This is a genomic window from Photobacterium minamisatsumaniensis (assembly GCF_050336695.1).
GTDB lineage: Bacteria > Pseudomonadota > Gammaproteobacteria > Enterobacterales > Vibrionaceae > Photobacterium > Photobacterium minamisatsumaniensis.
Genome location: NZ_JAKJSI010000012.1, coordinates 108,379 through 133,575, shown reverse-complemented (window position 1 = coordinate 133,575; position 25,197 = coordinate 108,379). Strand labels below are relative to the sequence as shown.

Genomic DNA, 25,197 nt, shown 5'->3' with positions numbered 1-25,197 from the left:
GGCGGTGATTCTATTGCTTTATGTCACCTTTGTGAATGTAACGTTTGCGCAATCCTTTGCTAAATGTGATCTTGATCGTCTGTAATCGATTGCAGGTTCGGGTTTTAGTGATCTTGATCGAATTTTATTGGTGTTATTTTGTGGATTTTCTGAACTAAGTGTGAACAGCGTTATCTAAGGCGGGAATTTATATCGGAGCGGAGCATAAAAAAGGCGTAAAATAAAAAAGAAGCACGCCTAATCAACAGGAATACTTCTTTAATTTATTTTGTTGTATATGCGCACCTAAATGCTTTGTTTTAGATTCAATGCGGATTGTGTTTATTGACGATATAGATCAAGCCTAAAACAGGAAGGCCAATTAACGCCGTGGTGAAAAAGAAGACATTATATCCATATAGATCGACATATAAGCCTGAGAAGCCAGCGATGAATTTAGGGAACAACAACATAATGGAGCTGAACAACGCATATTGTGTTGCAGAGAAAGCAACATTGGTTAGGCTCGACATATAGGTAATGAAAGCGGCTGTTGCGATACCAGCACTTAGATTATCTAAAGAGATGACCAGTGTTAGCATTGGTAGGCTGTTACCAACATGAGTAAATACCATAAAGGCCATATTGGTCACTGCGGCTAAAATTGCACCAAGCGCCAGTGTCTTCATGGTGGAATATTTACTTACTAATATACCACCGATCCCGGCACCCACCAGTGTCATTATTACGCCATAGATTTTTGATACCGATGCCACTTCGGTTTTACTAAATCCCATATCGACATAGAATGCATTTGCCATGACTCCCATTACGACGTCTGAGATTCGATAGCAGCTAATCAAGGCTAGAATAATGAGTGCTTGTTTTCCATAGCGGTCGAAAAAGTCTTTAAAGGGCATAACCGCTGCAGTGTAGAACCAAGCTGTAAGGCGGGCAACTTTAGGGTTAGTACCTTGCTCGAGGAGTTGTTGGCGATATTGTTGCTCAATATTGTCCATTTTCGAGCTATCGATCTCAGGCTCATGGATACACAATGCAGTAATTAATCCAACCAGCATAAAACTCGCCATGATTAAATAGGCGTATTTCCAACCCGTTGGATCGTATTCCGTATCAGAACCAAACCATGCCGCAAAGGCGAGGGCTCCAGCGCCTGCCATGATCATCGCTAGGCGATAGCCAGTCATATAAGCTGCAGCCAACGCTGCTTGTAACCGTTCTGATGCCATTTCGATTCGATAGGCATCAATAACGATATCTTGCGAGGCCGATGAAAAGGCAACAATGACAGCAAAGATAGCTAGTTGGACTAAGTCAACTTGCGGGTTACTAATCGCCATACCATACAGCGAGGCGATAATTAGCAATTGGGAGAATACCATCCAGCCACGACGGCGGCCCAGTAATGACGATAAAATAGGCACAGGAAAGCGGTCAATTAAAGGTGACCATACCCATTTGAAACCATAGGCCAGTGCCACCCAGCTGAAAAAGCCGATATCGGTACGGCTGACTTCTGCTTCGCGTAACCAGAACGATAAGGTACCAAAAACCAATAATAGCGGTAAGCCAGAAGAAAAACCTAGCGCCAACAAAATTAGGACTTTCTTTTCTAGATAGACTCGCCAGCCTAATTGATTGGCATCGTTTGGTTGATCCATGTATCCCTCTATTTACTTATGACTAATTTGCCAATTATAAGGCTAAGCTACTGGGTTCTTAAGTAAAAATACAGTCAAATATATTGAAACAGCGCACTCATAAGCTAATGCGGCAGAGAGAGGTGATAATGGTGGTATTGAAAATGATCGTAACAGGTTATTGAAGGGGAAGGCTTTTAAGGCCGAATACCCTGCATTTTCTCTTGATGTTCGCCGACGCCCAGAAGGTACTGTGCCGTAGAGCTCACTTTAAATTGCATGAAATTATTACCCAGTAACTCATGCTCCTCCAAAGACTCGAGTAAGTGGATAAGGTACCAATAGGCCGATTCGTAATCATCGATGGGGGTGCAAGAGGGAACAGAAAGTCTCCACCAGTCATGCAGGTGTTCAGTCACTGTCACTTTCATCGATTCAAAGTAGACATCACCATTAACAGTACCTAGGGCACTTAGCGCAATCGCTGGTGCGTAATCAGCAATATGCTGGCTGATTTGCTCAGAAGGGAGCTCAGGGCGAGATGAAACGAGCGTAAGCATAATGGTCACCTGATCATAAACAGATAATCAGGTGACAATCTATCTATGCCTAGTTTTTGATAATTTTAATATCTGTAATAACTATAGGCTGCTGAGGTACATCTTTCATACCCATAGAGCGTATGGTGGTGGTTGGAATTTCGGTCATTTTTTCAATAACTGCGAAGCCCTTCACAACTTTACCAAAAACGGCATAACCAGGTTGGCTGCCTTTCGCATCTAAAAAGCTGTTATTTTGATAATTGATATAGAACTGGCGGGTGGCAGAATCAGGTGCCTGTGTACGTGCCATAGCAACGGTTGCGCGCGCATTATTGATGCCATTGGTTGATTCATTCTTAATGGGCTCATAGCTTGGACGACGTTTCATGTCTTGGTCAAAACCGCCACCTTGAGCCATAAAGCCTGGGATCACGCGGTGGAAGATGGTGTCAACATAGCTGCCATCTTCAACATAACGAAGAAAGTTCTCGCTAGAAAGAGGGGCATTCTTTTCATCAAGCTGAATAGTGAAATCCCCAAGACTGGTTGTCACCAGTACCTGTGTTGCCGCGCTCACGGGAAGGGCAATACACAACATTAGTGCAATAAGAAAACGAGGCATTATAGGTTCTCCTGCATGTAGGCATTAAGCTCTGGGTCTGCGTAAATATCTTTTAATACCGCAGTCATTAAATTATTCATCGCAAGCTCCATATCTTTAACTGAAGCACTCATCGCGCCATTGCGTTCAGATTTACCTGAGTAGCGTTTTACAAACTTACCTTTCGGTGATTCAACAACCAGCTGTAGCTGAATTTTACTGCTTAAATCATGGCTCATCACACTATGTTTGACGTTAACCATGGCCTCTAGGATATCAAGACGAAGTGTGCCATTGCTTTTTTCTGTCACGTTATAGCCCTGCGCACTGAGTTGGCGAGATAGAGCCTCTTCCAGTGTAACTCGAAGGTTTTGCGTTGCATGCAGTGGTTGGACACTTTGGCGCCCACTGTCGACAACGGCAATAAACTGCGCCGTACGTAGGTCACGGCTGTCGATTGAAATTGCTTGACCATTGGCTATTGGCTGAGCAGCAATGACGGGCTCTGGAGCTATGGTAAGCTGTGGCTCTGACGGTGCTGAGCAGGCGGTAAGGGCGAGAACCGACGCCGCAACAAGAAGCTTTTTCATCATGACTTTATCCTTAAATAGAAGGGCTGCTATATCAGCAGCCTGAGAGTTCGAAAATTATTGTTTATTTACCCGATTATTTATTCGCTAGGTACACAACAAATTTATTATTTTTAGCAATAGTCGTTACGTTGCCGAATAAGCGCTTCAGGTTGTCATCATAGCCGAGGTGGCGGTTTCCAATGATAATAAGCTGACCTTTAGGTCGAAGAACGCGCTTAGCATCACAAAACATCTGCCATGCAATGTGGCCAGTAATCGCATTTTGTTGGTGAAATGGTGGGTTACACAAAACAAGATCGGCGCTATCCGCAGGAAAATCATCTAAGCAATTATTTACCTTCGCGTTGAATTGATCGGTTGTTGATAAGTTTTGCTTCGCATTGAGTTGGCACGACGCGACAGCCATGTAGCTTTCGTCAACACAGGTCACATTGGCATGTGGGTTAAGGCGTGCCGCTTTCATTCCAATAACGCCATTGCCGCAACCTAGATCAATAATATCGCGATACTTAGAGTCGCTTGGAATATTATCTAGCAGCAGACGGGCACCAATATCTAGGTTGTCACTAGAGAACACATTAGGATAGTTGGCAATCGTCATGTCGTGCTCAGGCACATCCCATTGTTGTGGGGCGGGCAAAGGTTTAGATAACGCGTTATTTGGCTGGCAGAAGACTAAGCGGGCTTTTTTAACCGCTAATGAGGTTTTGGTTTCACCAAGGTGCTTTTCGAATAGCTTTAACGTTGAACTATGAATAGCTTTAGCTTTGTCAGCTGCAATCACAGTGCAATCGGCCGGTAGTAATTGGCAGAGTTGCTGCAGTTGCCATACCAACAGGCGATTATTTTTTGGCAGCTTCATCAAGACGAGCTGTGGTTGCTCGGGCAAATCGGTAAGCGCGTCAATGATGTTGATTGGCGGCAAGTGATTATCGGTAAGGTTAGCAATAATACCTTGCTTAGCGATGAAAGAATCGGTGACCGTTGTGACTTTACCATCATTGGCAAACCAGCAGCTTAACGCCCCGAAATTGTCATTAAAGATCAAAATTGGACGTTGAGGATCAAGGCTGATGTCCAGCTCTTGGACATAGTTGATGATGTATTCATCTGCGGCATCCCATGCTTGCAGGGGATCGTTCTGACGTACAGGGTAGCGCTGAAGCTGTAGTGTACGTTCATGCAAGGTTAGCTCTGGTTTCATTGATGGTTACTTTACGGTATGTTTACTCTTTGATGGTTATTTTCGCAGAACGAGCCATCGCTGCAACCTTATTTTATTCCTTACCTGCTATAGCCTTGCTGTGCCGTATCCACTTCGCCGCTTTTTTGTTGTGAAATAAAGATCTAAATCATGATGGTTTAAGGTGTACGTTACTGCTTGGAAGCGACGCTACCCTGCGAGTTAGGGATAAGACTGTTGGGTATTTCTGCGTAGAATAAATCGTATAAGAAGGTAAAGTTATGATTAAAGAACGTATACAAGAAAAGTTACAACACGCGTTCTCACCCTTACACTTGGAAGTGATTAATGAAAGTTACATGCATGCAGTGCCTGACGGTTCAGAAAGCCACTTTAAAGTTATTGTCGTGAGTGAGCAATTTGAAGGTGTTCGCTTGATTGGCCGCCATCGAGCGGTCAATGGTGTACTAGCTGATGAGTTAGCAAACCATATCCATGCGCTGGCAATGCACACTTATACTGAAAGTGAATGGCAAAACCTTAATGACGGGGCGCCATCGTCACCGGCATGTCGTGGCGGCTCAAAGCTGGACTAATCCATTCAGCATGAAATAAAAAACCGCACATGGGGCGGTTTTTTTATGCACGAAGTTTGAAACGCCTTGCATCATTCGTTGCGATGATTGCGTAGAATAGTCACCTTGCCAGCTGAAGGGGTGCAGATAACAGCTATACTGGAGACTGCATATTTGGCAGCGACGTATACAAGCGCAGCGTTAAACTGAATGCAAGGTTAAAAAATGAATGATTTGGTTCAATTATTGTGTAACGCCGAAGATCAGGTGGCACAAAGTCTTTAACATTGAACCAAAAACGAAATATACAAAAGTAGGGGGCATATTGCCCCTTTGTTGTGAGTGTTTTCTATATGTTGTGGGTTTATTAACTTGCTGGTGCAAGTGCAAAAAACATGATAAATCGTGTGACTTTGTACATTTGTGCGTTAGCTCAAAATAATAAGCATATAAACATATTGCGTTTAAAATGTTAGCCGATTTTTAGTCCGATTAGCATGGTTTGGCATAGTAAATTCCATTGAAATAATGCTAGAATCCCGACCTCAATTTTACTCGAAACAAAAAATGTTACGAGTGGATGAATAGGATGTTGCGGTGCTGGTCGCGGATCGAACTGGCTTCGGACGAAGGAAAGTCGTGTCTAATTGCGCAATAGAAAATTTTTTTTCCCGTTAATGTAGTGCAAGTGCGTATGATTACAATAAAAAAGGGTCTGGATATCCCAATTTCAGGGACTCCTACCCAGGCGATAAATGATGGTAAAACCATCACACGTGTCGCCTTGCTTGGCGAAGAATATGTTGGTATGCGTCCTACAATGCATACCCGCGTAGGGGATGTAGTGAAAAAAGGTCAGGTTCTTTTTGAAGATAAAAAGAATCCAGGCGTTAAGTTCACTGCTCCAGCCAGCGGCAAGGTTACAGAAGTAAACCGTGGTGCGAAGCGTGTTTTACAATCGGTAGTGATCGATGTAGAAGGCGATGAGCAAGTAACATTCAACAGCTATGAAGCAAACCAAATCGCTCAACTTGAGCGTGCGGTAATTGTTGATCAGCTTGTTGAGTCTGGTATGTGGACAGCGCTTCGTACGCGTCCATTTAGCAAGGTGCCTGCCATCGATGCTGAAACTCAGGCTATCTTTGTTACTGCGATCGACACTAATCCTCTAGCAGCAAACCCAGAAGTTGTTATTAACGAGCAGAACGATGCTTTCGTTGCTGGCCTGACACTATTGTCTCGCCTAACAAGCGGCAAAGTATTGGTATGTAAGTCTGGTGCTAGCCTTCCTCGTTCTAACGAATCAAATGTTGAAGAACACGTATTTAATGGTCCGCATCCAGCTGGCCTAGTAGGTACGCATATTCATACATTGTTCGGTGCGAGCATTGAAAATGTGGCTTGGCACATCAACTATCAGGACGTTATCGCTTTCGGTAAGTTATTCCTGACTGGTGAAATCTTTACAGATCGTGTGGTATCTCTGGCTGGGCCGGTTGTTAACAACCCTCGTCTAGTGCGTACTCAGATCGGTGCATCTATCGAGCAAATGGCTGATTCAGAAATGATGCCAGGCGAGCTACGTGTGCTTTCTGGTTCTGTACTGAACGGTGTTCATGCTGCAGGTCCTCATGCTTTCCTAGGCCGTTACCACTTACAGGTAACTGGACTACGTGAAGGTCGTGAGAAAGAGTTCCTAGGCTGGATCACACCAGGTAAAAACAAGTTCTCTATTACTCGTTCTTTCCTAAGCCAGTTCTTCCCTGGTCAGTTATTTAATATGACGACTACGACGAACGGTTCTGAGCGTGCAATGGTGCCAATCGGTAACTACGAGCGAGTAATGCCGCTTGATATCGAACCAACACTGTTAATGCGTGACCTGTGTGCAGGTGACGTTGATAGTGCTCAGCAGCTAGGTGCATTAGAACTAGATGAAGAAGATCTAGCACTATGTACATTCGTGTGCCCTGGTAAGTATGAATTTGGTCCAATGCTGCGTGAGTGCCTGGACACAATTGAGAAGGAAGGGTAATTCATGAGTCTCAAGAATTTACTCGAGCAAGTTGAACACCACTTTGAGCCAGGTGGTAAACACGAGAAGTGGTTTGCGCTTTACGAAGCGTTCGCAACTCTTATGTACACTCCAGGCCAAGTAACACGTTCAAGTGCACACGTTCGTGATAGCGTTGACTTGAAGCGCATCATGATCATGGTGTGGTTTGCCGTTTTCCCAGCAATGTTCTGGGGTATGTACAACACAGGTCACCAAGCAATTACCGCGCTTAACCACATGTATGTGGGTGAGCAGCTGGTTGCTATCGTTGCAGGTGACTGGCATTACTGGCTAACAGAAATGTTGGGTGGCACTTTGTCGGCGGATGCTGGCTGGGGTAGCAAAATGCTACTCGGTGCGACATTCTTCCTACCTATCTACGCAGTTGTTTTCGCGGTAGGTGGTTTCTGGGAAGTACTTTTCTGTATGGTGCGTAAGCACGAAGTTAACGAAGGTTTCTTTGTTACTTCGATTCTTTTCGCATTGATCGTACCGCCAACACTACCACTTTGGCAGGCAGCACTAGGTATTACCTTTGGTGTTGTTGTTGCAAAAGAAATCTTTGGTGGTACTGGTCGTAACTTCCTTAACCCTGCATTGGCAGGTCGTGCGTTCTTGTTCTTCGCATACCCAGCTCAGATCTCTGGTGATCTAGTATGGACTGCGGCAGACGGTTTCTCAGGCGCAACGGCTCTAAGTCAGTGGGCTATCGGTGGTCAGTCTGGCGTTATCAACGTTGTAACTGGCGAAGCTGTTAGCTGGATGGATGCCTTCATTGGTCGTATCCCTGGTTCTATTGGTGAAGTTTCAACGCTTGCTATCCTTCTTGGTGGTGCAATGATTGTGTACATGGGCATTGCTTCATGGCGCATCATCGCAGGTACTTTGATTGGTATGATCGCGACAGCGACGCTATTCAACATCATTGGTTCTGACACTAATGCACTGTTCAGCATGCCTTGGCACTGGCACCTAGTTCTAGGTGGTTTTGCATTCGGTATGATGTTCATGGCAACCGATCCAGTGTCTGCTGCATTTACCAACAAAGGTAAGTGGTGGTACGGCGCGCTAATCGGTGCAATGGCTGTTATGGTTCGTGTGGTTAACCCTGCGTACCCAGAAGGTATGATGCTAGCAATCCTATTTGCTAACCTATTCGCACCTCTATTTGACAACCTAGTAGTTCAGGGCAATATCAAACGGAGACTAGCTCGTCATGGCAAGTAATAACGATAGCATTAAAAAAACGCTGATTGTTGTTATCGCACTGAGCCTAGTGTGCTCTATCGTGGTATCAGCTGCAGCTGTTGCTCTGCGTCCATTACAGCAGAAAAATGCAGTAGAGGATGTACAGCGTAATATCCTTTCTGTTGCCGGTATTCTTGATGGCGTTAGCAATATTCAAGAAGCTTACGGTGAGTTTATTGAACCTAAATTGCTTGATCTTACGACGGGCGAGTTCATTGAAACCACAGAAGCAGGCGAAACAGCTGAACAATATAGCCAGCGTAACGCATCGAAAGATCCAAGCCAGTCAATCCGTTTGGATTCAGGTGATGATCTGGCGAAAATCATTCGTCGTGCAAATGTTGCAACGGTTTATTTAGTGAAAGATGCTGATAACAATGTCGAAAAACTAATCCTGCCTGTTCACGGTGGCGGTTTATGGTCGACAATGTATGCATTTATTGCTGTTGAAACTGATGGTAATACATTAGCTGGTATTACTTACTACGAGCAAGGTGAAACACCTGGACTTGGTGGTGAGATTGAGAACCCGAACTGGCGCGCTCAGTTTGTTGGTAAGCAACTGTTTGATGAAAACAACAAGCCAGCAATTCGTGTTGTTAAAGGTGGAGCACCAGAAGGTGATATCCATGGCGTAGACGGTTTGTCTGGCGCAACCTTGACAGCGAATGGTGTTCAGCACACCTTCGACTTCTGGTTGGGTGACATGGGCTTTGGTCCATTCCTAACTAAAGTTCGTGAAGGAGGCCTAAACAATGGCTGATACTAAAGAAATGAAGAAGATTCTGTTTGCGCCGTTTATCGATAACAACCCGATTGCGCTTCAGATTCTTGGTGTATGTTCTGCGCTTGCAGTAACCACCAAACTAGAAACAGCATTCGTAATGACCCTTGCGGTAACATTCGTATGTGCGTTCTCTAACTTGTTCGTATCTATGATCCGTAACCACATTCCAAACAGCGTTCGTATCATCGTTCAGATGGCTATTATCGCATCATTGGTAATCGTGGTTGATCAGGTACTGAAAGCATTTGTTTACGATATTTCTAAGCAGCTTTCTGTATTCGTTGGTTTGATCATTACTAACTGTATTGTTATGGGTCGAGCAGAAGCATACGCAATGAAATCTGCACCACTTCCATCACTTGTTGATGGTATTGGTAACGGTTTAGGCTACGGTTTCGTACTTATCACAGTTGCTTTCTTCCGTGAGCTATTTGGTTCAGGCAAACTATTCGGTGTGGAAATTCTACCGTTAGTGTCTGACGGTGGTTGGTACCAGCCAAACGGTATGATGATCCTAGCACCATCAGCGTTCTTCCTGATTGGTTTCATGATCTGGGCTATCCGTATTATCCGTCCAGAACAAATCGAAGCGAAGGAGTAAGGGGAACATGGAACATTATCTAAGCCTTCTGGTTCGTTCGATCTTTATCGAGAACTTGGCACTGTCGTTCTTCCTAGGTATGTGTACATTCCTAGCGGTATCGAAAAAAGTGAAAACTTCTTTCGGTCTGGGTGTAGCAGTTATCGTTGTACTAACGATTGCTGTACCGGTGAACAACCTTATCTATAACCTGTTACTGAAAGATGGCGCTATTGTTGCGGGTGTTGACCTTAGCTTCCTGAACTTCATCACGTTCATTGGTGTTATCGCGGCACTGGTACAGATCCTGGAAATGGTTCTGGACCGCTTCTTCCCGCCGCTATATAACGCACTAGGTATTTTCCTACCGTTGATCACAGTTAACTGTGCAATCTTCGGTGGTGTATCTTTCATGGTACAGCGTGATTATAACTTTGCTGAATCTGTAGTATATGGTCTTGGTTCTGGTATCGGTTGGATGCTAGCAATCGTTGCTCTTGCGGGTATCCGCGAGAAGATGAAATACTCAGACGTACCTCCTGGTCTTCGTGGCCTAGGTATTACATTCATCACCGTTGGCCTTATGGCGTTGGGCTTCATGTCCTTCTCCGGCGTTCAGCTGTAATCAGGATAATAAGGAATAAAATCAATGGATATTATTCTTGGCGTAGTCATGTTCACCTTGATTATCCTGGCTCTAGTTTTAGTGATCCTTTTCGCTAAATCTAAGCTGGTACCATCAGGTGACATTACTATCTCAGTTAATGGCGATCCGGAAAAAGCGATTACATCCGCTGCCGGTAACAAACTGCTAAATGCTCTTTCAGCTAGCGGTATCTTTGTTTCATCTGCTTGTGGTGGCGGTGGCTCTTGTGGCCAGTGTCGCGTTAAAGTGAAGTCTGGCGGTGGCGACATCCTTCCGACTGAACTTGACCACATCACAAAAGGTGAAGCACGTGAAGGCGAACGTCTAGCGTGTCAGGTTAATGTTAAATCTGACATGGACATCGAGCTTCCAGAAGAAATCTTTGGTGTTAAGAAGTGGGAATGTGAAGTTCTTTCGAATGACAACGAAGCAACCTTTATTAAAGAGTTGGTTCTTAAAATCCCTGATGGCGAGGAAGTACCTTTCCGTGCTGGTGGTTACATTCAGATTGAAGCTGATCCACATCACATCAAATACTCTGACTTCGATGTTCCTGAGGAATACCGTGAAGATTGGGACAAGTTTAACCTGTTCCGTTACGAGTCAATCGTAAAAGAGCATTCAATCCGTGCTTACTCTATGGCGTCATACCCAGAAGAGAAAGGCCTGATTAAGCTTAACGTACGTATTGCAACTCCGCCGCCAAACAACCCTGATGTACCACCTGGCATTATGTCATCGTACATCTGGTCTTTGAAGTCGGGTGACACGTGTACTATCTCTGGTCCATTCGGTGAGTTCTTCGCGAAAGAAACTGACAACGAAATGGTATTCATCGGTGGTGGTGCTGGTATGGCACCAATGCGCTCTCACATCTTCGACCAGCTTCTACGCCTGAAATCTAAGCGTAAGATGACTTACTGGTACGGTGCTCGCTCTAAGCGTGAAATGTTCTACATTGAAGATTTCGATACGCTAGCGGCAGATAACGAGAACTTTGAATGGCATGTTGCACTGTCTGATCCTCTTGCTGAGGATAACTGGGACGGTTACACAGGCTTCATCCACAACGTGATCTACGAGAACTACTTGAAAGATCATGATGCGCCTGAAGATTGTGAATACTACATGTGTGGTCCACCAATGATGAACGCTGCTGTTATCGGCATGCTGAAAGACCTTGGTGTTGAAGATGAAAACATCCTTCTGGATGACTTCGGTGGCTAATTAGCTACGACCTAGAAAAATTGGCTGACCCTTAGGGTCAGCCTTTTTTCGTAGTAACGATGTAATAAATCCAATTTTTATGTGGTTATTTCTGCTTAAACAGATATGCCATACATAGTTAGTCTTTCATTTTGGGAGTAGTTAATGAAGACGTTCCTAAGCAAAGCACTTTTGATGCTTGTTTTGGCTTTTACCCTGTCGGCCTGTAGTGATCAACGTGAATTAGTCCAGCTTGATGGCTCTACGATGGGGACTTATTACTCTATTAAGTTGATTAAGCAGGAAGGCTTACCTGAAGCAAGCGATATGCAAGCCGAAATTGATCGTCGACTAGAGCTAGTGAACGATCAAATGTCGACTTACCGTAAGCATTCCGAGCTCAGTCAATTTAACCAGCAACGTACGCTAGAGCCATTTGAAGTATCAGATGATACTGCAACGGTAGTAAAGGAAGCGATCCGCTTAGCTAAGCTAACCGATGGTGCATTAGACGTGACCGTTGGCCCAATCGTGAATCTGTGGAGCTTTGGTCCTGAAGCTCGTCCAGAGTCAACCCCAACGGATCAAGAGTTAGCTGAGCGTCGCGATATTGTGGGTATTCATCACCTAAGTCTTGAAGGGAATATGTTAACCAAAGATATTCCTGAGCTTTATGTTGATCTATCATCTATTGCAAAAGGGTTTGGTGTTGACGTGGTTGCTGATTACTTCGATGACCTAGGAGCTGATGACTACCTCATTGAAATTGGTGGTGAATTAAGCCTTAAAGGTAACAACCTTGAAGGTGTGCCATGGCGTATTGCCATCGAGAAGCCAACTGAAGATGGCCGTCGTGCGATTCAAGAAGTGATTGAACCAGGCGATATGGCTGTGGCAACATCGGGTGACTATCGTAATTATTTTGAAGAAGATGGCGTGCGTTATTCGCATCTGATCGATCCAAATAGTGGTACCCCTATTTCGAATCATGTGGTATCAGTAACAGTATTGCATCCATCGAGCATGACGGCAGATGCCCTTGCAACCGCCTTCTCTGTGATGGGTGAAGAAAAGTCGATAGCATTGGCCGAGCAAGAAAACTTACCAGTCTTGCTAGTGGTGAAAACCGAGCAAGGGTATAAAGAGTTCATCTCTGACGCCTTTGCACCTTACCTGCAAAAGAAATAGAGAACTATCATGGCGATATATTTAACAACGTTTGCTGTATTTTTGTTGGTCATTGCTGCAATGGCTGTTGGTTATATTTTCCAGCGTAAAACAGTAAGTGGTAGTTGTGGTGGTCTTGATGGCATCGGTATTGTCAAAGAGTGTGATTGCCCTGAACCTTGTGATGCACGTAAGAAACGTGAAGCACGCGCTGCTCGCCAAGAAGAGTGGAAGAAAAATCAGATTATTTAATCTTTAGTGCTTTTACGTTCTCCCCCTAAAGCCCGGCTCAGCTCGGGCTTTTTGTTATCTGCTTCTATATATCACATTGCAATCGAATCTTTCGTCATCATGACGCTTCACACAACGAGTTGCTATATTCTATAATAGGTACTGTATAAAAAAACAGTTAGTGTCTCATCTATGCCTGAGCTACCCGTATCACCAAATAGTGCCTCGACTCGAAAAATAATCCATGTTGATATGGATTGCTTCTATGCGGCGGTCGAAATGCGTGATAATCCTGAGCTTAGAGATATTCCGATTGCGATAGGGGGGCGCTCTGAACAGCGAGGAGTGATCAGCACCTGTAATTACCTTGCGCGTAAATACGGTGTCCGCTCGGCGATGCCGACGGGTAAAGCAATGGCGCTGTGTCCACATTTGACGTTAGTGTCGGGCAGAATGGCAGTCTATAAAGAGGTCTCGACACACATTAGAGAAATCTTTCAGCGCTATACCGATAAGATTGAGCCCCTGTCGTTAGATGAAGCCTATTTGGACGTTACCGACTGTACGCTGCTACATGGTTCTGCGACGCTAATTGCCGAAGATATTCGCCGAACAATCAAAGACGAGCTCGACTTAACCGCCTCTGCCGGCATCGCTCCAGTAAAGTTTATTGCTAAAGTGGCCTCTGATTTAAACAAACCGGATGGCCAGTATGTGGTGACCCCTGATCAAGTACCTGCTTTTGTCGCCGAGCTACAGTTAGAAAAAATACCTGGCGTTGGCAAAGTCACCATTCAAAAATTGCACGATAGAGGGCTGTATGTTGGACGTGATGTCCAACATTATGATCGTCACCTGTTGCTGCAAGAGTTTGGTAAGTTTGGTCAGTCACTATGGTCACGTGCGCATGGCATCGATACGCGAGAAGTCATTGTCGAACGAACAAGAAAATCAGTTGGTGTTGAGCGTACGTTTTCTAAAAATATTCGTAGCTATGATGAATGCTGGGCGGTTATCGAGCGCCTGTACCCTGAACTTGAGAAACGGTTAAAGCAAGTTCGGCCAGGGCTCAATATTGCGAAGCAGGGGGTTAAGGTCAAATTCGCAGATTTTCAACAAACCACGGTTGAGCATACGCAGGCAGTGTTAGATAAGAATCAGTTTATGGGACTATTAACGGAAGCGTTAACGCGGCAAAAGAGTCGTGAAATAAGATTGATTGGTATCAGTGTTGGTTTGGAAGTGGGAATAAAGGCGCAGCAACTGTCGTTTGAAGGGTTTTAAGAACTGATATTTACGAACTAAAAAAGCAGGCCTCGGCCTGCTTTTATCGTTTCCAAAGACAGCTTATGCCTTAACTGGAATATTTTTCAAAATCGCAACCATCTGCTCCCAGAATAGGGCAACAGTTTCGATTTGTACTTTCTCATCAGGCGAGTGTGGGAACTTAATCGTAGGGCCGAAAGAGATCATATCCATATTTGGATAAGGTTTCTTGAACAGGCCACACTCAAGACCCGCGTGGATCACCATGATGTTTGGTACGCGGCCATAGATGCTTTCGTAGGTTTCGCGGAATAGTTGCATCACTTCAGAGTCAGCATCTGGTTTCCAGCCTGGGTAGGTACCAGAGAACTCACAGGTTGCACCAGCAAGCGATGCCACAGCTTTAAGCATACCTTCAACATTGCTGCGACCTGAATCGATCAATGAACGGATCAAGCACAGTACGGTGATCTTATCTGCTTCAGTCGTGATCACGCCAACGTTCAGTGATGTTTCAACAACACCTTCAATGTCGTCACTCATCCGAATGACACCGTTAGGGCAAGCGTTCAGCATGCTTGTGAAGCGTTGTTGGTCTGCTGTCGTAATAACATCAGCAGGTACATCAACAGCTTCAGTAAATAGGTTAATGTCGGTTTCTACGCGGCCTAGCTCAGCAACTAAGAGTTCCTGATAGTAAGCGAATAGCTCATTAAGCTTATCAATATTTGCAGCGGGCAGGGCAACCACAGCGTTAGCTTCACGTGGAATTGCATTACGAAGGCTACCGCCAGTCAGAGATGTTAGGCGTAAGCCTAGCTCTTCTGCATGAGCAAAGAGGAAGCGACCAAGGATTTTGTTGGCATTACCGCGGCCTGTGTGGATATCACAGCCAGAGTGACCACCTTTAAGGCCTTTAACTACCAGCTTAACCGCTTGGTAACCTGCTGGTGTTTCTTCACGGTTGATTGTCAGCGATAGTGCGCCGTCAACACCACCAGCACAGCCCATGTAGACTTCGCCTTCTTGCTCAGAATCGGTGTTAAGGAGGATATCACCGTCCAACCAACCTTTTTCTAGACCAAATGCGCCAGTCATACCCGCTTCTTCATCAATAGTAAGCAGGACTTCTAGTGGACCGTGCTCAATATCTTTCGATGCCAGCACAGCCAAACAAGCAGCCATACCCATACCGTTGTCAGCACCAAGGGTCGTGCCTTTCGCCGTCACCCACTCACCATCGATAAATGGTTGGATAGGATCTACTGTGAAGTCGTGGTCAGTGTCTTCGTTCTTCTGTGGCACCATATCAATGTGTGCTTGAAGTACAACACCTTTACGATCTTCCATACCCGGAGTGGCTGGTTTTTTAATAAATACATTACCAACACTATCACGACGTACATCAAGACCTTCGTTTTTAGCGAAGGTAATAATGTGTTGAGCCAATTGCTCTTCGTGCTTAGAAGGGTGTGGGATTGAGCAGATTTGATCGAAGAATTGCCACACAGGTTGTGGTGACAGTTGACTGATTTCAGACACAGCAGTCTCCTTTATAAACTTTTGGTCTTTGGTGATTTTGTAGTGGAAAATTTAACTTATCGTTAATGATTCCAGCATTATTGTCTATCACGGTTAACCTAAAGAATACCACTGTGTCTGAAACTGTAACAGTTAAATCTTAAAGTGCCCGACGTGATTTGCGAGGTTGCGACCATTGGCTAGCAGTTGTTCGCTTGTGCTGGCAATATGATCACCTTGCTGTACTGTTTTTTGGCTATGTTCGGTGAGTTGATTGAGGTTGATGTTAATCTCCTCAGCTGCCGAGCTTTGCTGATCGCTTGAATCGGCAATATGCTGATTGAGGATCTTTATTTCACTAATGTGCTCGCCAATTTCAGATAATGTTTGTGCGACATGGTTGGCATGTTCTGCGGTACTGGCCGATTGCTCACGGGTTTGGGTAAGTGCATTACTGACGGAGTTAGCTCTGGATTGCAGGTTACTGATGATTTCTTCTATTTCATTGGTGCTTGTTTGAGTACGTGTTGCCAATGTGCGTACTTCGTCTGCAACAACAGCAAATCCTCGCCCTTGCTCACCAGCCCTTGCTGCCTCAATAGCGGCATTTAATGCGAGTAGGTTGGTTTGTTCGGCAATACTGCGAATAACATCCAACACCGAGCCTATTGCGAGCGAGTCTTTTTCCAAGTGGTGAGCACTGTCATTGGTTTCGTCGAGTAATGATAGTAGGGCATGCATTTCATTGGAAGAGTTGGTGACAATCGCGATACTACTGTCACTGTGACGGTGAGCGGTTATGGCTGAGTCAGCAGCTTGTTGAGCTGATTTTGCAATGTCTTGGTTATTGGTATGTAGTTGGTGCATGGCAGCAGCGACACTATCAATACCATGATGAGATGCCTTGGCACTGTGGGCTGTTTCGCTGGCGACAGAGTTCAGCTGAGTGGCGGCTGCACTGATTTGTTCACTGACAGGGGCGATATCATTGAGCATCTTTCCAAGGTGGTTGGCAAAACGATTATAAGCATGCGCCAGTTGGGTTAACTCGTCATTGCCATTACTTGGCAGACGCTTGGTGAGATCGCCATCCCCTTCAGCGATGTCTTGCATAGCTTTTAGCGTTTCGCGGCAAGGAACGGTAATTGAACGGCCAATAGACCATGCTAGCACAAACGTAATGCTCAATGTTCCAAGCAGTATCCATCCTAATTGTTTTATTTCGCCCCAAAAGAGGGCTTTTACATCATCAATGTAAATACCAGAACCAATGATCCACCCCCAAGAGGTAAACCCTTTTACATAAGATATCTTTTCAATTGGCTGAGTGTGTCCTGGTTTTTCCCAGTAATAATCAATAAACCCACTACCTTGTTGCCGAACGAGATTGGTCATCTCAACAAAAAGGGGGGTGCCGTGCGGGTCGGTAAAGTTGGCTAAGCTCGTGCCGTTAAGCGAGGGCTTGAAAGGGTGCATGATCATGTTCGGTGTTAGATCATGAATCCAGAAGTAGTCTTCTTGCTCATAGCGTAACTGTGAGAGCGCTGTTTTTGCTTGGTGTTGAGCCGCTTCACGTGAGAGTACACCTTGTTGCTCTTGTTGGTGATAGTACTCAACCAATGAATGAACTGTCTCGACGAGATGGCGGGTTTTAACCCTTTTTTGCTCCATTAGGTTTTGTTGGTAATTGCTGGCAAACAATAGCAGTGGTAGCAATGTTAAAAGGGTAATTGTGATACCAAGTAGATATAGCCGCTTACTGATAGAAATGGCTCTGAGTGTATGAAATCGCTCCATGCTAGTACTTCATCCTTTATTATCATTATCCATTTTGTTCCTATGTAATAGGATATGTTGCATATGGATGATGAATCAAGAGGCATAAGGTTACACTTTAGTCTTGTCTTATAAAGAGGTGGCTTGATGTGGCGTGTAATTAAATTACAGTTTTTGTGGGTTTGTCGCTACAGATGGTCAAAAGTGTGACGAGGTTAAAATAATTATTGAAAGTTTACTACTGTTCGGTTATAGTTTCTCCAACTTCTGATCGAAGAATGAACGACACAGCAAACTGCTCTAGGATGAGCCCGAGATATCGCCTCCAAGGAACCGAGATTAAGTCAAGCCATGATGGCTGAGCACAACGTTTATGTGTTATGACAACTCAATAATTTAGGTGATAAAAATGAAAGTATTTAAATCTGTAACAAGCTTTTGGAACACACGTGCTGTATATACTAGCAATTTCCATTATCCAAGCTCGTTCGGCTACTAATTTTGTATTTTGCTCGACGCTTTATTGAGTCGAGCAGGGTATAGCAACAGTATTGTTCACCCCTTATTTGAGAATTTTTATAACCGACTTTGGTTATAACGACATTCTTAACGCCACTTCTATTTGAAGTGGCGTTTTTTTATCTGCTTGATCTTAAATTCAAATCCTGTTGGTCTCTAAATCTTACCGTTTTCGATGTATTCCATTACATTCTGTTCGAGTCGCTAAATTTACTATTAACTATGTGCATATTAATCGATTGCGTAGGAGTTAAAAATATTAACTGGTTAAAAATCGAACATGATAACAGTATGTTAATTTATTGATTTTTATCACTTTATTTTTATTGTCTTGATGTGTTGGTTGGTTTTTTATCCGGTTGTAATCATGTGCTAGTGATAATTGCGTTATTTGCTGGAAATCGGTGGGTAACATGCCTATAATCGCCACCAAAAATAGGGCGCAAACGTTTTCTATTTTACTTTTTCCGAATTTTGTTGAGTGTGAATGCAGAGTATTCACTGAAACAGGGTTTGATTTAAATGTTGGTTAAGATCTCCAAGGAATCGAGAGCAATGCTTGAGAAATTATTCAAACTGAAAGAGCACGGTACGGATGTTCGTACAGAGCTGTTGGCTGGTTTAACGACCTTTCTAACCATGGCGTATATCATCTTCGTTAACCCGACAATGTTGTCGGCAACAGGGATGGATGCAGGTGCAGTCTTTGTTGCAACCTGTTTAGCGGCGGTTGTTGGCTGCTTCATCATGGGTTTTGTGGCTAACTACCCAGTTGCACAAGCGCCAGGTATGGGCTTGAATGCATTCTTTACCTATGGCGTTGTACTTGGTATGGGGCATACGTGGCAGGTAGCACTGGCTGCGGTATTCCTTTCGGGCTTATGCTTTATTCTATTAAGCATTCTTCGAGTGCGAGAGTGGATCATCAATGCGATACCACTGTCACTTCGCACCGGCATTTCTGCGGGTATCGGCTTATTCCTTGCCTTCATTGGCTTACAGAGTTCTGGCATTGTTGTCGCAAACCCTGCGACACTGGTTCAAGTGGGGGATTTCACAAGCTTCCCTGCGGCAATGGCTGCGTTGGGCTTTTTCCTAACTATTGCGCTGGTTCACCGTGGTTATAAAGCGGCAGTATTGATTGCAATTTTAGCGGTAACCGTGCTTGGCATTATATTTGGTGATATCCAATACGGCGGTATCATGTCTATGCCACCAAGTATTGCGCCGACATTTATGCAAATGGACTTTTCAGGTGCGCTTGAAGTTGGTTTAATCTCAGTTGTTTTTGCTTTCTTGTTTGTCGATTTGTTCGACACCGCAGGTACTTTGGTCGGTGTTGCGAATAAAGCCAACCTAATGGACAAAGACGGTAAGCTTCCACGTCTTAACCGCGCACTGCTTGCTGACAGTACTGCAACATCAGTGGGTGCAGTATTGGGTACATCGAACACGACATCATTTGTTGAAAGTGTTTCAGGTGTCGCTGTCGGTGGTCGAACAGGATTAACTGCAGTTACTGTTGGCGTATTGTTCCTGCTTGCTTTATTCTTTGCACCTCTTGCAGGTATGGTTCCAGCATATGCAACCGCTGGTGCTTTGTTTTATGTTGCTATCTTGATGATGTCAGGATTGGTCAGCATAGATTGGCGCGACCTAACAGAAGCAGCACCAGTAGTTGTAGTTTGCCTACTGATGCCGTTAACATATTCTATTGCTGAAGGCATCGGCCTTGGCTTTATTACCTATGCTGCTGTCAAAGTAATGAGCGGCAAGGGAAGAGATGTTAATATTAGCGTTTGGGTTATTTCAGCCCTATTTATTGCTAAAATTATTTTCCTATAACAGTTTATAAATACATCCAGCGGCTATATCGCTGACTCAGAGGTTCATCGGATATGAGTAATAAGTTCATCATCACTTGGGACAACATGCAAATGTATACCCGCCAGCTAGCAGAAAAACTTCTTCCTGCCGATCAATGGAAAGGTATTATTGCCGTTAGCCGTGGTGGTTTAGTTCCATCTGCAATCTTGGCTCGTGAACTTGGTATTCGTTATGTTGATACGGTTTGTATCTCAAGCTACGACCACGATCATCAGCGCGAAATGCAAGTTTTAAAGAAAGTAGACGGTGACGGTGAAGGTTTCATTGTAATCGATGATCTAGTCGATACTGGCGGTACTGCTGAGTTGATTCGCCAGATGTACCCGAAGGCAAAATTCGTGACAGTATGTGCTAAACCTGCTGGTAAGCATCTTGTTGACGACTACGTTGTCGATATTGCTCAAGATACTTGGATTGAGCAGCCTTGGGATATGGCGATTACATACGTTGATCCAATTGCGAAGAAGTAATTCTAGCAACTACGGTCACTGAAAAAAAAGGAGCATTAGGCTCCTTTTTTTTGTCTGCGATTTGACTCTTTGATTGAGATATCTCAAGAGCACCCTATTGAGTGGTATACTTTTGATATTCAACCCAAGATACTATCGTTTATGTATTTTGGCGATCAATGTACAGATGCCTTTTTAGTGTCGCAACATCGCTATGTAATGTGCTTCACTCGTTTATAAATCTGTCCATGTTATTAATCAGTGGAGCTTACCGTGTCTGACACCTCTAAACAGAATTTATCTGAAAAGTTATTTGCCCCAAGGCAAACTTCAAAAGAAACCTCAAGCTTGGTTAAGTTAGCGAATGTCGTCGACAAACCAGTCCATAATGCACTTGATGGGGATAGTGAAACGGGTTGGTACCGAGTTTTGCGTCGACCTCAATGGGCATGGCAGGGTATTGACCCAATTGAAATGGAAGCCATTTTCTCTCGAATGGCAAATTCCGATGCGGCTCGAACACGCGATGATTTGCTTGATACCGTTATTGGGTATAAACCTGGCAACTGGACATATGAGTGGTGTCATTCTGGTGCGGCCTATCAAAAGGCGGGACGGGCTTTGCTCGAGTCAGGGGAGTCTGCTGATAAAACCAAAGCGGCAGAGAATCTATTAAAAGCCAGTATGTACTACAGCATTGCTGCTTATCCGCATATTAAAGGTGATGCCCTAGCTGCTCAAGCCGAGCTTCAAGCCAATCAGGTTTACCGTGAAGCAATGGAGAGCATGCCACATCAAATGCGTACCATTGATGTGAAATACGAAAATAAAACCTTCCAAGCCTTTATCCATTTACCGTGTACTGACAAATTACTACCCACCGTAATTGTGAGTGGTGGCTTAGATACGCTGCAATCTGATTTGTGGCGTTTGTATCATGATTACCTTGGTCCTGCAGGGTTTGCCATGATCACGTTGGATATGCCATCGGTTGGGCACAGTGCTTCATGGTCTTTAAATGAAGATACCAGTCGCTTGCATCAAGCCTTACTGCAACAGGTGAAAGACGTGCCGTGGGTTGACCATAATCGCGTGGCGATGCTGGGTTTTCGTTTTGGCGGCAATGCCGCGATTCGTTTGGGTTTTCTTGAGCCGTCACGGTTGAAAACCTGCATCAGTGTCGGTGGTGTCGTCAATAGCTTACTCACCGAGCCTAAGCGGCTTGATACATTACCCCGCATGTACCTTGATATGTTTGCCTCTCGAATGGGTAAACACGGGGTATCTAAAGCCAGTTTAATGTCTCATTTGCCTGCATGGTCGTTGAAATTACAAGGGTTACTGGGCAGACGTAAGGTCGATGTCCCAATGTTGGGTATCTGCCTCAAGGGCGATCCGGTTAGTACTGAGATGGATAACCAATTAATTGCAATGTCGAGTCGAGGTGGTAAAGCGTTGATCTTGCCTGAAAAACCACTTCATGATGGTTATCACCGTTCGATGGAAGCAGTAGTGGATTGGTTGAAAGAAAAGCTGGCATAGCGTTTCCAACCTGCTTAATAACGAGAATTGAGATGGCAAATGTAAATAAATTGTTGCCATAGCAGCGATTTATAGCTTAAATGGTATTTACGCGTAAAGTAGGTGCCAGCATTTTGCCTGCATGCTTGCTTCACAGTTATTGCTAGGGATGGAGATATACTATGACAACGGCAACAACCTTTCCTCCTCATGGCCGCCTCATGACAAAACTGACGGCCATTGGTCCATATTTGCGTCAGCAGCATTCGTCTGAAGGCCATTTCTTTTTTGACTGCCTCTCTAGTTGTATTAGTGCTAAAAAAGCACCAGAAGAACGTGAATTCTGGGGCTGGTGGCTAGAACTTGACGCAACAGATACTGGATTTGAATACCAATACTACTTTGGCCGCTTTGATGCGAAAGGGGAGTGGAAAAAAGAAGCGCTACCTGCGAAGCATGTTCAAGCTGTACAGCAAACACTTGATGACTTTTACCCTAAATTGACGGGTCTATTGGAAAAAGAGTTTGAATTGACGTTAAGTGCATCTAAAGCACTTAAGGAAGCAACACTGGGAAGTGCGGCTTAAGTGGGTTTAGAATAAACTTATGATGAAAAATGCGCCTTAAAGGCGCATTTTTCTTGTGATTTTATAAGTGTATTGATACAACAATGCTCTACTTCTTATTTATTGTTTGATCCCAATGGCAGATACCAACTCCCTAAATGTACAAACGACAGGCTTGGCAGCAGATAACGCTCAATCAGAGCAACGCAGTCAAGCGGTCAAGCAATCCTCCCCTGAACAACAAACGATTGTTGTGAAGCTCGGCACCAGCGTTTTAACGGGTGGCACGCTTCAACTTGATCGTGCACACATGGTTGAGCTTGTAAGGCAGTGCGCCTTACTTCGCCGTCAGGGGCATAAAGTGATTATTGTAACGTCAGGCGCAATTGCCGCCGGACGTGAACATTTAGGTTACCCCGAACTGCCCAAAAACATGGCAAGTAAACAGCTGTTGGCTGCTGTGGGTCAAAGCCGGTTGATCCAAGAATGGGAAAGCCTATTCGGTATCTATAACCTGCATGTTGGACAAATGCTGCTAACTCGCGCAGATTTGGATGATCGTGAGCGCTACCTTAATGCGCGCGATATGATTGTCGCGCTGCTTGATAATGGCATTATTCCCGTTGTAAATGAAAACGATGCTGTGGCAACCACAGAAATTAAAGTGGGCGACAACGACAACTTGTCTGCGTTAGTCGGTATTTTAGCGAGCGCCGATAAACTGCTTTTACTCACCGATCAGCCCGGTTTATTTACTGCTGACCCACGTAATAACCCAGATGCTGAACTTATTCGTGAAGTTCATACTATTGATGAAACATTACGTAAATTAGCTGGCGGTAGTGCGGGTGGTTTAGGCACGGGGGGGATGGCAACCAAGTTACAAGCTGCAGATGTTGCTCGCCGTGCTGGTATTGAAGTCATTATTGCGGCGGGTAGCCGTACCGATGTGATTGCTGATTTGGTTAAAGGTGAGTCTGTTGGTACACGTTTCTTGCCGTTAGAGTCGCCGTTAGAAAGCCGTAAACGTTGGATTTTAGCCGGGCCCCCACCAGCGGGTGATATTGTGATTGATGATGGTGCCGCAATGGCTGTTCAGCAGCGGGGCAGTAGTTTGCTGTCAAAAGGGATTGCCCGTGTCAACGGTGATTTTGAGCGCGGTGAAGTGGCTCGTATCTTTAATGCGAAAGGCGAGCTGCTAGCACGTGGGATCAGCCGTTATTCTAGTTATGATCTGGCTAAAATTGCCGGTAAACATAGTCAAGATATCCATCAGGTGTTGGGTTATGAGTATGGTCCAGTCGCTGTGCACCGAGACGATCTTGTTGTGATTTAAACGTGATAATCAACCGAATTAAAGGAATAGAAAATGAATCTTGAACTGATGGGCCAGCAGGCGCAACAGGCCGCGTTTGAATTGGCAACCGCAGCAACAAAACAGAAAAATCAAGCATTGGCGATTATCGCCGATGAGCTAGAAGCGAACCAAGACACGATTCTTGCAGCCAACGAAAAAGATATTGCAGCCGCTCGCGAATCAGGCATGACTGATGCGCTGATTGATCGCTTATTGCTTAATGCCGAGCGTTTAAGTGGTATTGCCAACGATGTACGTAACGTGATCAGCTTGAATGATCCAGTTGGTGCAGAGCTAGATAGTAAAGTATTAGAAAACGGGATGCGCTTAAGCCGACGCCGTGTACCGTTAGGTGTTGTTGGGGTGATTTACGAAGCTCGACCAAACGTCACCATTGATATCGCAGCACTGTGCTTGAAAACGGGCAACGCAAGTATTCTGCGTGGTGGGCGTGAGACCTTCCATTCAAACATGGAATTGGTAAAAGTGATCCAAGTGGCACTGGAGAAAGCAGGGTTACCAGCAGCATCAGTACAATATATCGAAAAGCCGGATCGCGACTTGGTTTCTCAGTTACTGAAAATGGATCAGTATGTTGACATGATCATCCCGCGCGGTGGTGCTGGTTTACATAAAATGTGTAAAGAGAACAGTACTATTCCAGTGATCATCGGTGGTTTTGGTATCAGCCATGTGTATGTCGATGCTTCAGCAGATCTCTCACGTTCGCTGGATGTGGTAGAAAATGCCAAAGTGCAGCGACCTTCGGCTTGTAATGCACTTGATACTTTACTCGTGGATGAGTCAGTTGCTGAAGCATTCCTTGCTCGCCTTGCAGAACGAATGAATAGCAGTAAGGTTGACTTAGTTGCCGATGATGCGGCGTACGCCTTGCTTGAAGGTAAAGCAGCAAGCCTGCGTAAAGCAGTCGATGGTGATTTTGATACCGAATGGCTAAACTACACCCTAGGCATCAAAGTCGTTAGTGGAGTCGAAGACGCCGTTGCTCATATGCGTAAGCATAATGCTAGCCACTCAGATGCGATCATGACCGATAACCTGCAAGCTGCCGAGCGTTTTGTTAACGCAGCAGGCTCAGCTGCTGTATATGTTAACGCGTCAACGCGTTTTACTGATGGTGCGCAGTTTGGCTTAGGGGCTGAAGTCGCGGTATCAACCCAAAAGCTACATGCACGCGGGCCAATGGGTTTGGAAGAGCTGACGAGTTATAAGTGGGTGGGTATCGCAGACTATCTCTCACGTTCGTGATAGCTATTTCT

The 25,197-nt window shown here is 44.8% G+C and carries 23 protein-coding genes; 16 read left to right on the top strand and 7 right to left on the bottom strand.

Going from position 1 to position 25,197, the window contains the following annotated elements:
• Positions 1-305: 305 nt before the first annotated feature.
• From L4D78_RS04410 to L4D78_RS04390, 5 genes are all read right to left on the bottom strand, one after another.
• The gene (locus tag L4D78_RS04410; protein WP_428465820.1) at positions 306-1,661 is read right to left on the bottom strand and encodes an AmpG family muropeptide MFS transporter; all 1,356 of its coding nucleotides are present in this window, start codon (positions 1,659-1,661) and stop codon (positions 306-308) included.
• Between the two features lie 176 nt (positions 1,662-1,837).
• Positions 1,838-2,200: a hypothetical protein gene (locus L4D78_RS04405; protein ID WP_428465819.1), complete on the bottom strand. Its 363-nt coding sequence runs from the start codon at positions 2,198-2,200 to the stop codon at positions 1,838-1,840.
• A gap of 49 nt (positions 2,201-2,249) precedes the next feature.
• Positions 2,250-2,804: a peptidylprolyl isomerase gene (locus tag L4D78_RS04400; RefSeq protein ID WP_428465818.1), complete on the bottom strand. Its 555-nt coding sequence runs from the start codon at positions 2,802-2,804 to the stop codon at positions 2,250-2,252.
• The gene (locus L4D78_RS04395) at positions 2,804-3,373 is read right to left on the bottom strand and encodes a YajG family lipoprotein (RefSeq protein WP_428465901.1); all 570 of its coding nucleotides are present in this window, start codon (positions 3,371-3,373) and stop codon (positions 2,804-2,806) included. Before L4D78_RS04395 ends, L4D78_RS04400 begins: the two co-directional genes overlap by 1 nt.
• Before the next feature lie 76 nt (positions 3,374-3,449).
• On the bottom strand, positions 3,450-4,580 hold the full coding sequence (locus L4D78_RS04390; protein WP_428465817.1) for a methyltransferase: 1,131 nt from the start codon (positions 4,578-4,580) through the stop codon (positions 3,450-3,452).
• Positions 4,581-4,840: 260 nt separating this feature from the next.
• Here L4D78_RS04390 and bolA point away from each other — a divergent pair, with 260 nt between their 5' ends.
• The 10 genes from bolA to dinB all read left to right on the top strand — a co-directional run bounded on the left by bolA (position 4,841) and on the right by dinB (position 14,339).
• Entirely contained in the window at positions 4,841-5,155 is a 315-nt protein-coding gene (gene bolA, locus L4D78_RS04385; protein WP_428465816.1) for a transcriptional regulator BolA, read from the top strand.
• Between the two features lie 673 nt (positions 5,156-5,828).
• Complete coding sequence (locus tag L4D78_RS04380; protein WP_428465815.1) at positions 5,829-7,169, top strand: Na(+)-translocating NADH-quinone reductase subunit A; 1,341 nt, start codon at positions 5,829-5,831, stop codon at positions 7,167-7,169.
• 3 nt (positions 7,170-7,172) lie between these two features.
• The gene (locus L4D78_RS04375) at positions 7,173-8,417 is read left to right on the top strand and encodes an NADH:ubiquinone reductase (Na(+)-transporting) subunit B (protein WP_428465814.1); all 1,245 of its coding nucleotides are present in this window, start codon (positions 7,173-7,175) and stop codon (positions 8,415-8,417) included.
• A complete protein-coding gene (locus L4D78_RS04370) occupies positions 8,407-9,201 on the top strand; it encodes a Na(+)-translocating NADH-quinone reductase subunit C (RefSeq protein ID WP_428465813.1) in 795 nt (264 codons plus the stop codon). The genes L4D78_RS04375 and L4D78_RS04370 overlap by 11 nt, the downstream gene beginning before the upstream one ends.
• Entirely contained in the window at positions 9,194-9,826 is a 633-nt protein-coding gene (locus L4D78_RS04365) for an NADH:ubiquinone reductase (Na(+)-transporting) subunit D (RefSeq protein WP_428456013.1), read from the top strand. The genes L4D78_RS04370 and L4D78_RS04365 overlap by 8 nt, the downstream gene beginning before the upstream one ends.
• A gap of 7 nt (positions 9,827-9,833) precedes the next feature.
• Positions 9,834-10,430 carry an NADH:ubiquinone reductase (Na(+)-transporting) subunit E gene (gene nqrE / locus L4D78_RS04360; protein ID WP_428456014.1) on the top strand — a complete coding sequence of 199 codons (597 nt, stop codon included), beginning with the start codon at positions 9,834-9,836 and terminating at the stop codon, positions 10,428-10,430.
• A gap of 24 nt (positions 10,431-10,454) precedes the next feature.
• Positions 10,455-11,678: an NADH:ubiquinone reductase (Na(+)-transporting) subunit F gene (gene nqrF, locus L4D78_RS04355; protein WP_428465812.1), complete on the top strand. Its 1,224-nt coding sequence runs from the start codon at positions 10,455-10,457 to the stop codon at positions 11,676-11,678.
• A 174-nt stretch (positions 11,679-11,852) separates the two neighbouring features.
• Positions 11,853-12,845, top strand: coding sequence for an FAD:protein FMN transferase (locus L4D78_RS04350; RefSeq protein ID WP_428465900.1), 993 nt, complete (start codon positions 11,853-11,855; stop codon positions 12,843-12,845).
• Positions 12,846-12,854: 9 nt separating this feature from the next.
• Entirely contained in the window at positions 12,855-13,076 is a 222-nt protein-coding gene (nqrM, locus tag L4D78_RS04345) for a (Na+)-NQR maturation NqrM (RefSeq protein ID WP_428456016.1), read from the top strand.
• Between the two features lie 171 nt (positions 13,077-13,247).
• A complete protein-coding gene (gene dinB, locus L4D78_RS04340) occupies positions 13,248-14,339 on the top strand; it encodes a DNA polymerase IV (RefSeq protein WP_428465811.1) in 1,092 nt (363 codons plus the stop codon).
• Between the two features lie 63 nt (positions 14,340-14,402).
• Here the strand turns inward: dinB and L4D78_RS04335 are convergent, their stop codons facing one another.
• The gene (locus L4D78_RS04335; protein WP_428465810.1) at positions 14,403-15,863 is read right to left on the bottom strand and encodes an aminoacyl-histidine dipeptidase; all 1,461 of its coding nucleotides are present in this window, start codon (positions 15,861-15,863) and stop codon (positions 14,403-14,405) included.
• Positions 15,864-15,995: 132 nt separating this feature from the next.
• Positions 15,996-17,639 carry a methyl-accepting chemotaxis protein gene (locus L4D78_RS04330; RefSeq protein ID WP_428465809.1) on the bottom strand — a complete coding sequence of 548 codons (1,644 nt, stop codon included), beginning with the start codon at positions 17,637-17,639 and terminating at the stop codon, positions 15,996-15,998.
• 1,053 nt (positions 17,640-18,692) lie between these two features.
• Between L4D78_RS04330 and L4D78_RS04325 the strand changes: the two genes are divergently transcribed.
• From L4D78_RS04325 to L4D78_RS04300, 6 genes are all read left to right on the top strand, one after another.
• Positions 18,693-19,982, top strand: a complete 1,290-nt coding sequence (locus L4D78_RS04325) for an NCS2 family permease (protein WP_428465808.1) — start codon at positions 18,693-18,695, stop codon at positions 19,980-19,982.
• 53 nt (positions 19,983-20,035) lie between these two features.
• Positions 20,036-20,494 (top strand): xanthine phosphoribosyltransferase, encoded by a 459-nt coding sequence (gpt, locus tag L4D78_RS04320; RefSeq protein ID WP_428456021.1) that lies wholly within the window; start codon positions 20,036-20,038, stop codon positions 20,492-20,494.
• A gap of 252 nt (positions 20,495-20,746) precedes the next feature.
• The gene (frsA, locus tag L4D78_RS04315) at positions 20,747-22,015 is read left to right on the top strand and encodes an esterase FrsA (protein ID WP_428465807.1); all 1,269 of its coding nucleotides are present in this window, start codon (positions 20,747-20,749) and stop codon (positions 22,013-22,015) included.
• 161 nt (positions 22,016-22,176) lie between these two features.
• On the top strand, positions 22,177-22,581 hold the full coding sequence (crl, locus tag L4D78_RS04310) for a sigma factor-binding protein Crl (protein ID WP_428465806.1): 405 nt from the start codon (positions 22,177-22,179) through the stop codon (positions 22,579-22,581).
• A gap of 115 nt (positions 22,582-22,696) precedes the next feature.
• Positions 22,697-23,896 (top strand): glutamate 5-kinase, encoded by a 1,200-nt coding sequence (gene proB, locus L4D78_RS04305; protein WP_428465805.1) that lies wholly within the window; start codon positions 22,697-22,699, stop codon positions 23,894-23,896.
• A gap of 33 nt (positions 23,897-23,929) precedes the next feature.
• Positions 23,930-25,186, top strand: a complete 1,257-nt coding sequence (locus L4D78_RS04300; protein ID WP_428465804.1) for a glutamate-5-semialdehyde dehydrogenase — start codon at positions 23,930-23,932, stop codon at positions 25,184-25,186.
• Positions 25,187-25,197 lie beyond the last annotated feature (11 nt).